General features: G+C 72.7%; 14 protein-coding genes. 11 read left to right on the top strand and 3 right to left on the bottom strand.

Annotation, left to right across the window (positions count from 1 at the left end; all coding sequences use genetic code 11):
- The first annotated feature begins 133 nt into the window (after positions 1 to 133).
- The 6 genes from FJQ56_RS14120 to FJQ56_RS14095 all read left to right on the top strand — a co-directional run bounded on the left by FJQ56_RS14120 (position 134) and on the right by FJQ56_RS14095 (position 6,091).
- Positions 134 to 1,297, top strand: coding sequence for an acyl-CoA dehydrogenase family protein (locus FJQ56_RS14120; protein ID WP_140010190.1), 1,164 nt, complete (start codon positions 134 to 136; stop codon positions 1,295 to 1,297).
- The gene (locus tag FJQ56_RS14115; protein WP_140010189.1) at positions 1,294 to 1,731 is read left to right on the top strand and encodes a thioesterase family protein; all 438 of its coding nucleotides are present in this window, start codon (positions 1,294 to 1,296) and stop codon (positions 1,729 to 1,731) included. Before FJQ56_RS14120 ends, FJQ56_RS14115 begins: the two co-directional genes overlap by 4 nt.
- Before the next feature lie 2 nt (positions 1,732 to 1,733).
- Positions 1,734 to 3,011: a cation:proton antiporter gene (locus FJQ56_RS14110; protein ID WP_170215410.1), complete on the top strand. Its 1,278-nt coding sequence runs from the start codon at positions 1,734 to 1,736 to the stop codon at positions 3,009 to 3,011.
- 138 nt (positions 3,012 to 3,149) lie between these two features.
- Positions 3,150 to 4,931, top strand: coding sequence for a proline--tRNA ligase (locus FJQ56_RS14105; RefSeq protein ID WP_140010187.1), 1,782 nt, complete (start codon positions 3,150 to 3,152; stop codon positions 4,929 to 4,931).
- A 17-nt stretch (positions 4,932 to 4,948) separates the two neighbouring features.
- Positions 4,949 to 5,662 (top strand): HAD family hydrolase, encoded by a 714-nt coding sequence (locus FJQ56_RS14100; protein WP_140010186.1) that lies wholly within the window; start codon positions 4,949 to 4,951, stop codon positions 5,660 to 5,662.
- 180 nt (positions 5,663 to 5,842) lie between these two features.
- Entirely contained in the window at positions 5,843 to 6,091 is a 249-nt protein-coding gene (locus FJQ56_RS14095) for a hypothetical protein (RefSeq protein WP_170215409.1), read from the top strand.
- A 275-nt stretch (positions 6,092 to 6,366) separates the two neighbouring features.
- Here FJQ56_RS14095 and FJQ56_RS14090 read toward each other — a convergent pair whose 3' ends face one another.
- Complete coding sequence (locus FJQ56_RS14090) at positions 6,367 to 6,786, bottom strand: ferritin-like domain-containing protein (protein ID WP_140010184.1); 420 nt, start codon at positions 6,784 to 6,786, stop codon at positions 6,367 to 6,369.
- On the bottom strand, positions 6,783 to 7,340 hold the full coding sequence (locus tag FJQ56_RS14085) for a hypothetical protein (protein ID WP_140010183.1): 558 nt from the start codon (positions 7,338 to 7,340) through the stop codon (positions 6,783 to 6,785). Before FJQ56_RS14085 ends, FJQ56_RS14090 begins: the two co-directional genes overlap by 4 nt.
- A 102-nt stretch (positions 7,341 to 7,442) precedes the next feature.
- Here FJQ56_RS14085 and rimP point away from each other — a divergent pair, with 102 nt between their 5' ends.
- The 3 genes from rimP to FJQ56_RS14070 are packed head-to-tail and all read left to right on the top strand — an operon-like array spanning position 7,443 to position 9,753.
- Positions 7,443 to 7,973: a ribosome maturation factor RimP gene (gene rimP, locus FJQ56_RS14080; protein ID WP_140010182.1), complete on the top strand. Its 531-nt coding sequence runs from the start codon at positions 7,443 to 7,445 to the stop codon at positions 7,971 to 7,973.
- A complete protein-coding gene (gene nusA, locus FJQ56_RS14075; RefSeq protein WP_140010181.1) occupies positions 7,973 to 8,953 on the top strand; it encodes a transcription termination factor NusA in 981 nt (326 codons plus the stop codon). The genes rimP and nusA overlap by 1 nt, the downstream gene beginning before the upstream one ends.
- On the top strand, positions 8,950 to 9,753 hold the full coding sequence (locus FJQ56_RS14070) for an acyl-CoA thioester hydrolase/BAAT C-terminal domain-containing protein (RefSeq protein ID WP_211351035.1): 804 nt from the start codon (positions 8,950 to 8,952) through the stop codon (positions 9,751 to 9,753). Before nusA ends, FJQ56_RS14070 begins: the two co-directional genes overlap by 4 nt.
- On the opposite strand, the gene FJQ56_RS14065 is transcribed toward FJQ56_RS14070, so the two are convergent.
- A complete protein-coding gene (locus tag FJQ56_RS14065; protein WP_140010180.1) occupies positions 9,731 to 10,486 on the bottom strand; it encodes a glycoside hydrolase family 16 protein in 756 nt (251 codons plus the stop codon). The genes FJQ56_RS14070 and FJQ56_RS14065 overlap by 23 nt on opposite strands.
- 117 nt (positions 10,487 to 10,603) lie before the next feature.
- Between FJQ56_RS14065 and FJQ56_RS14060 the strand changes: the two genes are divergently transcribed.
- Together FJQ56_RS14060 and infB are read left to right on the top strand one after the other, a co-directional pair.
- A complete protein-coding gene (locus FJQ56_RS14060) occupies positions 10,604 to 10,924 on the top strand; it encodes a YlxR family protein (RefSeq protein ID WP_342776460.1) in 321 nt (106 codons plus the stop codon).
- A gap of 127 nt (positions 10,925 to 11,051) precedes the next feature.
- Positions 11,052 to 13,841 (top strand): translation initiation factor IF-2, encoded by a 2,790-nt coding sequence (gene infB, locus FJQ56_RS14055; RefSeq protein ID WP_140010178.1) that lies wholly within the window; start codon positions 11,052 to 11,054, stop codon positions 13,839 to 13,841.
- Positions 13,842 to 13,969 lie beyond the last annotated feature (128 nt).

The following is a 13,969-nucleotide window of genomic DNA, read 5'->3' as shown; positions in this document are numbered from 1 at the left end:
TGCCGTCGGACCGCCGCCACCGCGAAGGCACGCACCCTGAGCACGCCAAGCCATCAAGAACTTCGGACCCGCACCACTAGCCCTTTCCATCCCGTCCCAGCCCGATCCATCACCCATCGAGGAGCCCGTCACCATGCACCAGCCATCCGCACGCATCCGGACCCGATTCCACGAGGTCGCGAGCTCGACGGTCGCTGTCAACTCCGAGGCCTGCTACCGCGCCGGCCAGTTCGACCACGAGTCCTGGCAGGCCGTCGCGGACGCCGGCGTGTGGCGCCTGGCGGTCCCACGCCACTTCGGTGGCGCCGACGGCACCTGGTGGGACTTCGTCGCGGCGTTCGAGGGCATCGCCTCGGGCGGGAGGGACCTGGGCTTCAACCTCTCGATGGTCGCCCAGGCCGGGCTCATCCGCTCGCTGCTCAAGCACGGGAGCGAGACCCAGATCGACCGCTTCCTCCCGCGGCTGATGAGCGGTGCGGTGGGTGCCACCGCCCTGACCGAGACCCGGGGCGGCTCCGACGTCGCGGGGACGACGACGACCGCCCGTCGCGACGGGGACGGCTACGTGCTGAGCGGGACCAAGGACCACATCACCCACGGACCGATCGCCGACATCGCCCTGGTCCTGGGCCGGGTCCCCGAGGTGGGATCGCGCGACATCACGCTCTTCCTGGTCGACACCAGCACGCCCGGGGTGCGCCACGGAGAGGTCGAGGACATGCTGGGCAACCGGACCAGCCCGACCGGTCCGCTGCACCTCGACCACGTGCAGCTCGACCGGCACGGGGTCTTCGCGGGGGTCGGGCGCGGGTTGGAGATCATCTACGACACCATCAGCCTCGACCGGCTGCTGTACGGCGTGGCCGCCGCGGCGTTCCTGGAGCCCGTGCTCGAGGAGTCGATGGACCACGCCGAGCGGCGGACGGCGTTCAAGCAGCCGATCGCCGAGCACCAGTACGTGCAGGGTCGGCTGACCGACATCCGGTTCGGTATCGAGACCACGCGCTGGACGTCGTACGCCGCCCTGGAGGCGGTGCTGGCCCAGCGCCCCGAAGCCTCCATGCTCTGCTCGATCGCGAAGTACCAGGGCTCCGAGCAGCTCGTGGCCGGCACCGAGAACGCGATCCGCCTGCTGGGTCACCTCGGCTACATGACGGGCCCCGCGTCGCGCCGCTTCCTCGACGGGCTCGGCACGATCATCGCCGGTGGCACCTCGGAGATGCAGCGCAAGAACGTCTTCAACCAGATGGTGGCGCTTCGCCGCGCCGGCCAGGCCGCCGGGGAGCGGGCGGCATGACCGCCCCCGTGCGCCAGGCTCCCCCCGTGGCGCGGGCCAGGCCCGTCCCGCCGCTCGCGCGCACGGCCAGCCTGGCCCGGGTCGTCGAGACCGGGCACCTGGCCACCGCGTGGGCCAACGACCTGCCCGTGCTGGCCACGCCGGTGCTGCTGTGGTGGGCCGAGCTGGCCGCGATCGCCGCGATCGCGCCGGACGTGGGGCCCGAGGTCGCACCGGGGTGGATGAGCGTCGGCGCGGCGCACGACGTGCGCCACCTCGCGCCGACGCGCCTGGGCGCGACGGTGCGGGTGAGCGCGACCCTGGTGGAGGTCGAGGGGGCGTCGCTCACCTTCGAGGTCGCCGCCCACGACGGTGACCGACCGGTGCTGTCGGGCACCCACGTCCGCGGGATCGTCGACCGCGAACGCTTCCGCGCCGCCCACGACCTGGTGTGACCGTGAGCAGCCCGCTGGTCCCCGAGGCGACCCTGCTCTGCCTCGCGGTCGCCCTCCTCCTGGCTGGCGCGTCGGTCGGCGCCCGGACCGCATCCGCGCTGCGGATGCCTCAGGTCCTCGGCCAGCTCGTGTCCGGCCTGCTTCTCGGGCCCTCGGTCCTGGGATGGTTCGCACCCGACGCGCAGCACGCACTGTTCCCCCCGGGCGGGACGCTGGCCGAGCTCGCGCACCTGGCGCTCCTGGTCGTGGTCGGGGTCAGCGCCCTCGAGATGTCCCCGGCCATCATCCGGCGCCACGCCGGACGGGTCCTCCTGGTCTGTGCCCCGGCGTTCCTGCTGCCCCTGGCGCTCGGTATCGGGGTCGGACTGTGGGCCGCCCCCTCGCTCGACACCGACACCGAGACCTGGCGGTTCACGCTCGTCATCGGCGTCGTGCTCGCGGTCTCCGCGGTCCCGGTCGCGATCAGGATCCTGTCCGAGCTGGGGGTGGCGCACCAGCTCTGGGCCCAGGTCGCGCTCGCCGCCGCCGTCGCGATGGACCTGGTCGTCTGGCTGCTCTTCAGCGCCGCCGTCGGCTCGACCGGCACGGGCCCCACGGTCGTCTCCCTCGTCCTGGCCGGTGCGAGCCTGGCCGTGACGGCGCTGCTGGTCCTGCGGATCAACCGCCCGGGGCGCTCCGTGCCGCACGCCGAGAGCTGCACCCTGGTCATCGCCGTCCTCTGCGGTGCCGCCACGGCCGGGCTGCTCGGGTTGGACGGGGTGATCGGGGCGTTCCTGGTCGGGGTCTGCGCGGCGGGTGCCGCGAACGGCGACCCGGCCCAGACCCGGGCCCTCGACGAGACCGTCTCGAGGCTGCTGGCCCCGCTGGCGTTCGCGAGCATGGGCCTGACGATCGACCTGGGGGCCCTCTCTCCCGGTCTGGTGCTGGTCACCGTCGCGCTGGTCGGTCTCGCCCTCGTCAGCAAGATCGTCGGGGGCTGGGCCGGTGGCCGCCTGGCGGGCTTCGAGCGCAGGGAGGCGCGGGCCATCGGCACCCTCCTCTCGGCGCGCGGAGCGATGGAGATCATGCTCGCCGACCTCGCTCTGAGAGCGGGGGTCGTCGATGCGGGATGGCACGCCGTCATCATGACGATCGGCATCGCCACCTCCGTGGTGGCCGGACCACTCACCCGCCTCGCCGTCTCCGGCCTCCCGGTGCCCGCCGAGGACGAGCGCGGGCACGACCTCGTGGCCCGGCCCGACCCCGACGGCCCCGGCGAGAGCCTCGACCGCGCAGCCTGACCCCCACCGAGGGCCGGTGCTGGCCGAGCTCGTGGGAGGCGGGCCGGCGACCCGGAGCGCCGCTGATGGCCTGCGGGGTGATGAGGGTGCTGGAGAACTGGTTGGTCGTCGCCGGAACCAGACCCGTAGCCTGACGCCATGATTCTCCGGATGTCGACCCTGTTCGTGCGCACCCTGCGCGACGACCCAGCCGACGCCGAGGTCCCGAGCCACCGCCTCCTGGTCCGCGCCGGTTACATCCGGCGCGCCGCACCCGGCATCTACAGCTGGCTGCCGCTTGGTCTGCGCGTGCTGCGTCGCATCGAGGGGATCATCCGCGAGGAGATGGACGGCATCGGCGCGCAGGAGCTCAGCTTCCCCGCCCTGCTGCCCCGCGCGCCCTACGAGGCGACCGGCCGCTGGACCGAGTACGGCGACGGCATCTTCCGGCTCAAGGACCGCAAGGACGACGACTACCTGCTCGGCCCCACCCACGAGGAGATGTTCACCCTCGTCGTGAAGGACCTCTACTCGTCCTACAAGGACCTGCCCCTGTCGCTCTACCAGGTCCAGAACAAGTACCGCGACGAGGCGCGACCCCGCGCCGGGATCCTGCGCGGGCGCGAGTTCGTCATGAAGGACTCCTACTCCTTCGACGTCGACGACGCCGGTCTCGACGCCAGCTACCAGAAGCACCGCGACGCCTACGTCCGGATCTTCGACCGGCTCGGCTTCGACTACGTGATCGTCAAGGCGACCTCGGGCGCCATGGGCGGCTCGCGCTCCGAGGAGTTCCTGGCCAAGGCCGAGGTCGGCGAGGACACCTACGTCCGCTGCACCGTCTGCGACTACGCCGCCAACGTCGAGGCCGTCGAGGTGCCCACCCCCGCGCCCTCGTCGTACGACGGCGTGCCCGCGGCCCACGCCGAGCAGACCCCCGGCACGCCCACGATCGACTCGCTGGTCGACTTCCTCAACGAGAAGCTCCCGCGCGACGACCGCCCCTGGGCCGCCGGCGACACCCTCAAGAACGTGCTCGTCGTCTTCACGCACCCCGACGGCACCCGCGAGCCCGTCGCCATCGGCCTGCCCGGCGACCGCGAGGTCGACCAGAAGCGCCTCGAGGGCCAGCTCGAGCCCATCACGGTCGAGCCCATGGACGAGGCCGAGCTGCGCAAGCACCCCGCGCTGGTCAAGGGCTACATCGGACCCGGCGTCCTCGGCGAGGACAGCACGTCCGGCATCCGCTACCTCCTCGACCCCCGCGTCGTCGAAGGCACCCGCTGGGTCACCGGTGCCGACGTCGACGGCAGCCACGTCGTCGACCTCGTCGCGGGTCGCGACTTCACCGGTGACGGCACGGTCGAGGCGGCCGACGTCCGCGACGGCGACCCGTGCCCCCGCTGCGCCGAGACCGGTGACGCGGGCGTGCTCGTCAGCGCCCGCGGCATCGAGATGGGCCACATCTTCCAGCTCGGCCGCAAGTACGCCGAGGCCCTCGACCTCAAGGTGCTCGACGAGAACGGCAAGCTCGTCACCGTCACCATGGGCTCCTACGGCGTCGGGGTGACCCGCGCGGTCGCCGCCGTCGCCGAGGGCACCCTCGACGACGCCGGGCTGTGCTGGCCGCGCGAGGTGGCGCCCGCCGACGTCCACCTCGTTGCCGCCGGCAAGGACGACGCGCTGTTCACCGCAGCCGAGGAGATCGCCCGCGAGCTCGACGCCGCCGGGGTCCGGGTCCTCTACGACGACCGGCGCGGCAAGACCAGCCCGGGCGTGAAGTTCAAGGACGCCGAGCTCATCGGCGTCCCGACGATCGTCGTGGTCGGCAAGGGCCTCGTCGACGGTGTGGTCGAGGTCAAGGACCGGCGTACGGGCGAGCGCGAGGACATCGCCGCGGCCTCCGTGGTCGACCACCTGGTGTCCCTCGTCCGCTCCTGAGGGCAGCGGGCTCGGTCATGGCTCGGCACCCGACGATCGACGCGGTGATCTTCGACTGGGGTGGCACCCTGACGAAGTGGCACGACATCGACTTCCACGCCGAGTCGCTGGCCCTGGCCCAGGCCGTCGTCGGCGTCGACCACGACGTCAGCGTGTCGGCCGAGCGGCTGCACCGCGCCGGTGACGTCGTCTGGGGGCGCAGCCGCGACCACCAGCAGAGCTCGACGGTGGCCGACCTCTTCGTCGAGGCCGGCCTCGATCACGACCCGGAGCTGCTGGCCGGCTACTACGCGTTCTGGGAGCCGCACACGCTCACCGACCCCGAGGTCGGGCCGCTGTGGGAGGCCCTGCGCGAGCGCGGGCTGGCGATCGGCGTGCTGTCCAACACGATCTGGCCGCGCACGGTCCACGAGGGCATCTTCGAGCGCGACGGTGTGCGCCACCTGATCGACGGCGACGTCTACTCCAGCGAGATCCCCTGGACCAAGCCGTCCCCGCACGCCTTCCGGGCCGCGATGGACGCCGTCGGCGTCACCGATCCGGCGCGCTGCGTCTACGTCGGCGACCGCCTGTTCGACGACGTCTGGGGTGCCCACCACGCGGGCCTGCGCGCGATCCACGTGCCGCACAGCGCCATCCCGCGCACGCAGGTGGGCCACACCGAGGGGGAGCCCGACGCGGTCATCACGACGCTGCTCGACGTGGTGGGGATCCTCGACGGCTGGGCCTGACGGTCCGGCGTGAGCGTCCGCACCTGCAAGTTCGTGCATCGCACGAACCCGCACGTGGGCGAACATCGTCGTGGCGCCCCGGCCGGGGGATGGTCGAGGGTGTCGTGATCCGGGCCGGTCCCGGGTCGTGGCGCACGAGTGCCCGGACTCGGCCGGGCACCGAGACCTACGGAGGCCCCCATGACTCAGCAGCACCGCTCGTCTCGTTCCCGTCTCGCCCGTCTCGCCCGGCTCCCCGCCCTCGGCGTTGCCGGCCTGGTCGTCGTGGCCGGGGCCCCGGTCGCCTCCGCGGGGGCCGCAGCACCTGCCGGCGGCCTCGCGGGCTCGTCGGTCGAGCAGGAGGTCGAGCAGGAGGTCGAGCAGGAGGTCGAGCAGGAGGTCGAGCAGGAGGTCGAGCAGGAAGCCGCGCCCGTGCCGGTCACGTCGTGACCTGACAGCGTCGTGGCCTGACGGCTCGGGTCGCTCTGCAGGTTTCTGCATTGCAGACTTGTGATGATCTCCGCGCATGTCGCCGGGACTGCCGTCTGTTGCAGACTTCTGCACGAAGGGTGTCCCCCCGGGGTTGACCCGGTCCCTTCGAACTGGCCTCTGTCCCAGGCCACCAGCGGTCCGCGTACTCGTCCCTCCGGGGAGCATCTCGGGAGTTCCCCGGAGGATGAGTTCGCGGACCGCTCAGTTTTTGCCCCACACCCGGCTCTGCGGGCTCAGCGGCCCGGGAAGGTCCGCGGTCGGCCCCCGAGGTCGATCTCGCGCAGGCCCGAGTCGACGACCGCCGCGACCGCCCAGCGCCGGCCGTGGCCGGTCGCGTTGGCGACCAGGAAGCCGTACGTCGCGCCGCACGCCCGCTCGACGGCCAGCCCGGCCGCGGCGATGGTCGTCGGGTCCTCGGATCGGACCTGCGGCAGCTCGTACGACGCCCCCGCCGCGACCGGCTCGCCGCCGGCCTCGCGGACCAGGTCCTCGAGCCGGTCGCGTCGGTCGCGGTGCCCGTCGTAGGACTCGCGCAGGGTGGCGTAGAGCTGCGGGCTCCTGGACTGCGAGGTCTGCGCGCCGAGGTAGCCGACGACGAACAGCGCGGCGTGCTCGCCGGCGAGCGTGGTCTGCAGGGCGTCGAGGTAGGTCACGAGGCGGCTCCCGGCGTCAGCGTGGTCCGCAGCTGGGCGACGGCGGCGGCCATCGAGGCCAGGGTCTGCGCGAGTGCGCCGCTGCCGGCCGAGCCGGCCGCGTCGACCAGGGTGCGCTGCAGGCGACCCTCGCCGCGGTCGACACGGACCAGGGCCTGGTTGGCGGTCTCCCCGGGGCGGGTGGCCGGCCCCGTCGCGGCCGGCAGACCGCCGAGCTCCTCGGCGTGCGCCAGGTGCAGCGACTCGGCGCGACGCAGGGCCGTGGTGAGACCGCGGTGGACGCGGCGCGTGCCCCGGGCGGTGCGGTGGGCCGCGGCGATCGCCGCCAGCACGCTCTCGACCAAGGCGCCGTCGTCGGCACCGTCGTCCGCCCCGGTCGGGGAGGCTGAGCCGTCGGTGGGCGACCCCGCGGCGGCGGTGGTCGGCGTGATCGTCGGGTCGTCCGCGGTGGGGTCGAGGGAGTCGAGCGAGCACCCCGCCGCCCCCAGCGCGACCAGCCCGGCAGAGGCGCCGAGCAGGGCCCGCCGGCTGACGGAGGGGAGGGGAGTCGGCACCGGGCGACGATATCCGGTCCTCCCCGGCTGATGCCCTAAGGTGGGCCAGCACCACCGAGCACGGCACCACCCGCTCCACGACAACTACACAGGAGGGTCCAGATGTCCGCCGTACAGGCAATGACCGGCGCGATCCAGACAGCGCTCACCGACCCCCTGGCCGAGATCGGTCTCGACCTCGAGGCCGTCGAGGTGAGCAGCGCCGGCAAGCGCAGCGTCGTCCGCGTGGCCGTCGACAAGGACGGCGGCGTGACGATGGACGACGTCACCGAGGCCACCCGCCTGGTCGGCGACGTCCTCGACACCGACCTGTCCGCGGCGATGGGTCACCAGGCCTACACCCTCGAGGTGACCTCACGCGGGGTCGACCGGCCGCTCACCCTGGCGCGGCACTGGCGTCGCAACGCCGACCGCCTGGTCAAGGTCACCCTCGACGAGGAGGTCCTCACGGGCCGCATCGGCGACAGCGACGACACCGGCGTCGACCTCGAGGTCGACGGCGAGGTACGTCGGCTCGCCTACGTCGACGTGCGCAAGGCGCTGGTGCAGATCGAGTTCAACCGGAGGCCGGCCGAGGAACCGGTCGCAGACGAGGACGCCGATGACGGCGCCGACGAGGGAGACGACGACTGATGGACATCGACCTGAACATCCTGCGACAGCTGGAGCGCGAGAAGGAGATCAAGTTCGAGGTCCTCGTGCAGGCCATCGAGCAGGCTCTCCTGACGGCCTACCAGAAGTCGCCCGGGGCGATCGAGGACGCGCGCGTCGAGCTCGACCGCAAGTCCGGCCACGTGGTGGTCTACGCCGCCGAGGTCGACGAGGAGGGCACCAAGGTCGGCGAGTTCGACGACACTCCCGCCGGGTTCGGCCGGATCGCCGCGACGACCGCCAAGCAGATCATGATGCAGCGGCTGCGCGACGCCGAGGACGAGATCAAGTTCGGCGAGTTCTCCGGCAAGGAGGGTGACCTGATCTCGGGCATCATCCAGCAGGGCCGCAACCCCGACGACGTGCTCGTCGACCTCGGCAAGGTCGAGGGGCTGCTGCCGGTGAGCGAGCGGGTGCCGGGCGAGTCCTACGCCCACGGCACCCGGATCCGCTGCCTGGTGCTGTCGGTCCGCAAGGGCATGCGCGGCCCGCAGATCACGCTCACCCGGTCGCACCCCAACCTGGTCCGCAAGCTCTTCGCGCTCGAGGTGCCCGAGATCGCCTCGGGCGAGGTCGAGATCGCCGCGATCGCCCGCGAGGCCGGACACCGCACCAAGATCGCCGTCAAGGCCACCGTGCCCGGGGTCAACCCCAAGGGGGCCTGCATCGGCCCGATGGGCCAGCGGGTGCGGGCGGTGATGGCCGCGCTCAACGACGAGAAGATCGACATCGTCGACTGGTCCGAGGACCCGGCGAGGTTCGTGGCGCACGCCCTGTCGCCCTCGCAGGTCAAGAGCGTCGAGGTCGTCGACCTCGACGCCCGCTCGGCCAAGGTCGTCGTGCCGTCCTTCCAGCTGTCGCTCGCGATCGGCAAGGAGGGCCAGAACGCCCGCCTCGCCGCCCGCCTCACCGGCTGGCGCATCGACATCCACGGTGACGAGGACGAGCCTGCGCGTCGATGAGCGGTCCGGCTCCCTACGTCATCGGTGACGGCCCGACCGGGGTGCTGGTCCTCTCGGGGTCCAGCGGCCGGGTCGAGACCGAGCGGTGCGACGTGCTGGCCGGGCTCGGGGGCGTGGTCGCGGCGTCGTACCGCTGGTTCGGCGACGCGGTCGACCTGGTGCCGCTGGAGTCGTTCGACGAGCCGCTGGCGATGCTGCACCAGCGGTGCGAGCGGCTGGTCGTGCTCGGGTCGTCCCGCGGGGCCGAGGCCGCGCTGCTGCTGGCCGCGCGGCACCGCGAGATCGATGTCGTGGTGGGCCTCGCGCCGAGCGACGTCGTGTGGGCGTCGCTGTCGGGCCTGCGTCCGCAGCGGTCCTCGTGGACCTCGGGCGGCGAGCCGCTGCCGTTCGTCCCCTACGACGACCGGTGGGAGCCGCCGCAGCGGCCCGGGCCCCCGGCGTACGTCGGGCACTACGAGCACTGCCTCGAGCGCTACGCCGACCGGGTGCCCGCCGCGAGGATCGCGGTGGAGAGGATCACCGGCGAGGTCCTGCTCGCGGCCGGTGAGGACGACCAGGTGTGGCCGGCCTGCGACTTCGCCGACGCGATCGCCGCCCGGCGCGAGGCCGCCGGGCTCGCGACCACCGTCGTACGACGGCCCGACGCCGGGCACCGCGTCGTGCTCCCGGGCGAGCGCCCGGCGACCGGTGGACAGCCGATGGCCCGCGGCGGCACCGACGAGGCCGACGCCGCGCTCGGCGCGCAGCTGTGGCCGCACCTGCTGCGGGTGCTGGGCGTCAGTCGCCCCACACCCGGGTGACCCGCAGCTCGGGCACGAGGTGGTCGTCGTCGCCTGTCGACCACTCCGGGAAGTCGAACACCGCCAGCATCAGCTGCAGCGGGTACGTCGGGGGACGCGGGCACCGGCGTACCTCGACGTCGTCGACGGTGAAGACCGCCACCTCGGCGTCCCACCGCACGGCGTAGTCGTGCTCCTCGGTGACGTCGACCGCCACCCGGGGGGCGGCGAAGTCCTGGGTGAGCGCGGGGTCGCGGAAGGCCTTGATGCCGACCCCGAGCGCGGCCGACCGGCCCGGGACGACGTCCTTGCCGAACACCTCGAACACGCACAGCTCGCCGCACCGCAGCTGGTCGTCGTCGTCCTCCAGGCCGCTGAGCCACAGCGCGGCCATCGAGCGCGGCGAGAGCCGCATCGACGCCCGGGCGCCGACGGTGCCGCCGCGGGGGAGCCAGCCGTCGAACCGCGGCTGCTCCTCGCGCACCACCTGCCCCTCGCGGAAGCGCTGCTGGCCCCGGGGCGAGCCGACCGGTCCCGACCAGCTGGCGGACTGGATGCCCGACACCCGCAACGGCGGCTCGTGGTCGCCGGGGCACCACGGGGGGTGGTCGACGGGGACGTCGAGGACCAGCGACCCCGACTCGATGCGGTACGACGCCGAGCTGGCCGCACGTGACGACCAGGCCGGCAGGTAGTGGGGGGACCACCGGGTCCCGTCGAGCTGCGGGGAGTCGAACGTCAGCGACGTGGGCACGTCCACATCCTGGCGGTCCGCGCCGACAGGGTCGGCCGGGGGGATCGGCCGGGGGAGTGGCCGAGACGGGGGTCACGGTGCATTCGGTGATGGGCGGGGCGCCCGCTAGACTTCGGTGTGGTGGTTCACCGATCGTCGTCCCCTGCGCCTGCCGGACCTGTCCGCACGTGCATCGGCTGTCGCCGGCGGGCCGCCAAGAGCGAGTTGTTGCGGGTGACCGCCGGCTCGGACGCAGACGGCCGCCCGGCCGTGGTGCCCGATCCGACAGCCACCGCACCCGGTCGGGGAGCACACCTGCACCCCACCACCGAGTGCTACGACCTCGCGGTGCGCCGTAGGGCGTTCGGTCGGGCCTTGCGGGCCGATCCGGGCCTCGGCAACGCGCCGGTGGGCGACTACCTCCAGCAGGACCGCTCGACTCGCACGATCACCGGATGACGACCAGGAACTGGAGCAGTAGCTCATGAGCACTCGATGAGGCCACACCGATGAGCACGGCCCGATGAGTTTGCACCACCACTAGGTCCGATCACCGCTCCCGCGGGTCGGGCCACTAAGGAGAATTGTGGCTAAGACCCGCGTACACGAGCTCGCCAAGGAGTTCGGCGTCGAGAGCAAGTTCGTTCTCGAGAAGTTCAAGGAGATGGGCGAGTTCGTCAAGTCGGCGAGCTCCACCGTCGAGCTCCCTGCGGAGATGCGTTTCCGCAAGGAGGTGGGTGCGTCGCTCCAGGCGGCCGCCCCTGCTGCCCCCGCCGGGGACAAGCCGGCCGCTGCCGCGTCGGCCAAGCCCGGCGCCCGGCCCGGTCCCAGGCCCGGTCCCAAGGCCAAGCCCGCGCCGGAGCCGACCCCGGAGCCCGCCCCGGCCCCGGTCGTCGAGACCGCAGCGCCCGCCGTCGCGGCCGCTGCCCCTGTCGCCGAGCCCGAGGCCCCGGCTGCTCCCGCAGCCACCGCCGACGCCCCGGCCACCCCGGCCGCGCCGTCGGCCACCCCGAAGGCCCCCGGTGCTCCCGCACCGCGCCCCGTGGGTCGCCCCGGTGCACCGCGACCGGGCAACAACCCGTTCTCGTCCAACCAGGGCATGGGACGTCGTCCCGCCGCCCCGAGGCCCGAGCCCACCGTCGAGGACGGCGACGCCCGTCCGCCGCGTCCGCCCGCCGCCCGCGAGGGTGGCGCGACTCCTCGCCCCGGCATGCCGCGCCCCAACCCGGCGATGATGCCCAAGTCCCCGGCCGCCTTCGGCCGCGGACCTGCGGGCCCCGGTGGCCCGGGCCGACCCGGCGGCGCAGGTGGCCCCGGTCGCCCCGGTGGCGCCCCCGGTCGGGGTGCTCCCGGCCGCGGTGCCCCCGGCGCCGGTGCCGGTGCCCCCGGTCGCGCGCCCGGCAGCTTCCCCAGTGGAGGTCGCCCCAACCGACCCGGTCAGCGTGGTCAGACCCAGGGTGCCTTCGGTCGCCCCGGTGGTCCGTCGCGCCGTGGTCGCAAGTCGAAGCGCGCTCGTCGTCAAGAGTTCGAGGCCATGGACGCCCCGACGCTGGGCGGCATGCGGGTCCGCAAGGGCAGCGGCGAGACCATCCGTCTGGCCCGAGGCGCCTCGCTGACCGACTTCGCCGAGAAGGCCGGCATCGACGCCGCCCAGCTGGTGCAGATGCTGTTCCACCTCGGTGAGATGGTCACCGCGACCGAGTCGGTCAACGACGCGACGCTCGAGCTCATCGGTGAGGAGCTCAACTACGTCATCGAGATCATCTCGCCCGAGGACGAGGACCGCGAGCTGCTCGAGTCCTTCGACATCGAGTTCGGCTCCGACGAGGGCGACGAGTCCGACCTGGTCTTCCGACCGCCGGTCGTCACCGTCATGGGTCACGTCGACCACGGAAAGACCAAGCTCCTCGACGCGCTGCGCAACGCCAACGTGGTCGACAAGGAGGCCGGTGGCATCACCCAGCACATCGGTGCCTACCAGGTCGCGACCGAGGTCGACGGCAACGAGCGTCGGATCACCCTGATCGACACCCCCGGTCACGAGGCGTTCACCGCCATGCGTGCTCGTGGTGCCCAGGCGACCGACATCGCGATCCTCGTGGTCGCGGCCGACGACGGCGTCATGCCGCAGACGGTGGAGGCGCTCAACCACGCCCGGGCCGCCGGTGTCCCGATCGTGGTCGCGGTCAACAAGATCGACAAGCCCGACGCCGACCCGACCAAGGTCCGCGGCCAGCTGACCGAGTACGGCCTGGTCCCCGAGGAGTACGGCGGCGACGCGATGTTCGTCGACGTCTCGGCCAAGTCCGAGCTCAACCTCGACAAGCTGCTCGAGGCCGTCGTCCTGACCGCCGACGCCTCGCTCGACCTGCGGGCCAACCCGAGCCAGGACGCCCAGGGCCTGGTCGTCGAGGCCCACCTCGACCGAGGTCGCGGCCCCGTGGCCACGATCCTGGTCCAGCGCGGCACGCTGCGCGTCGGTGACTCGATCGTCGCCGGTGCGGCGTACGGCCGGGTGCGCGCCATGCTCGACGAGCACGGCGACGAGATCACCGAGGCCCTGCCGGCCCGTCCGGCGATGGTCCTCGGCCTCAGTGCGGTGCCCGGTGCGGGTCAGAACTTCCTGGTCGTCGACGACGACCGGATGGCCCGCCAGATCGCCGAGAAGCGCGAGTCCCGTCAGCGTGCGGCCATGCAGGCCAAGCGCAACGTGCGTCGCACGCTCGAGGACTTCATGGCCTCCATGGAGAAGGGCGCGAGCCAGGAGCTCAACCTCATCCTCAAGGGCGACGTGTCCGGCTCGGTCGAGGCCCTCGAGGACGCCCTGTCCCAGATCGACGTCGGCGACGAGGTCAGCATCCGGGTCATCGACCGCGGTGTCGGTGCGATCACCGAGACCAACGTCGACCTGGCGGCCGCCTCCGACGCGATCATCATCGGCTTCAACGTCCGCCCGCAGGGCAAGGCGACCGAGATGGCCGACAAGGAGGGCGTGGAGATCCGTTACTACACGGTCATCTACCAGGCCATCGACGAGATCGAGGCCGCCCTCAAGGGCATGCTCAAGCCCGAGTTCGAGGAGTCGACCCTGGGCCAGGCGGAGATCCGCGCGATCTTCTCCAGCTCCAAGATCGGCAAGATCGCGGGTTGCATGGTCACCAGCGGCACCATCCGCCGCAACGCCAAGGTCCGGATCCTGCGCGACAGCAAGGTGGTGGCCGACAACCTCGACCTCGCCTCGCTCAAGCGCGAGAAGGACGACGCCTCCGAGGTCCGCGAGGGCTTCGAGTGCGGTCTGGTGCTGCGCAACTTCCAGGACATCAAGGAAGGCGATGTCGTGGAGGCGTTCGAGATGCGCGAGATCCCGCGGGCCTAGCCTGAGGGCCAGGCGCCGCCGGACCTGATCGGCCCGGGTGCGGGAGCCCACCACTGCGGTGGTGGCTCCTGGCACCCGGGCCGTTCGCGTCGTACGACACCGGGGGCGGTCAGGGGCGCGGGGTCGAC

It is taken from the genome of Nocardioides plantarum (genome assembly GCF_006346395.1).
Lineage (GTDB): Bacteria > Actinomycetota > Actinomycetes > Propionibacteriales > Nocardioidaceae > Nocardioides > Nocardioides plantarum.
This window is presented reverse-complemented; position numbering and strand designations above follow the sequence as displayed.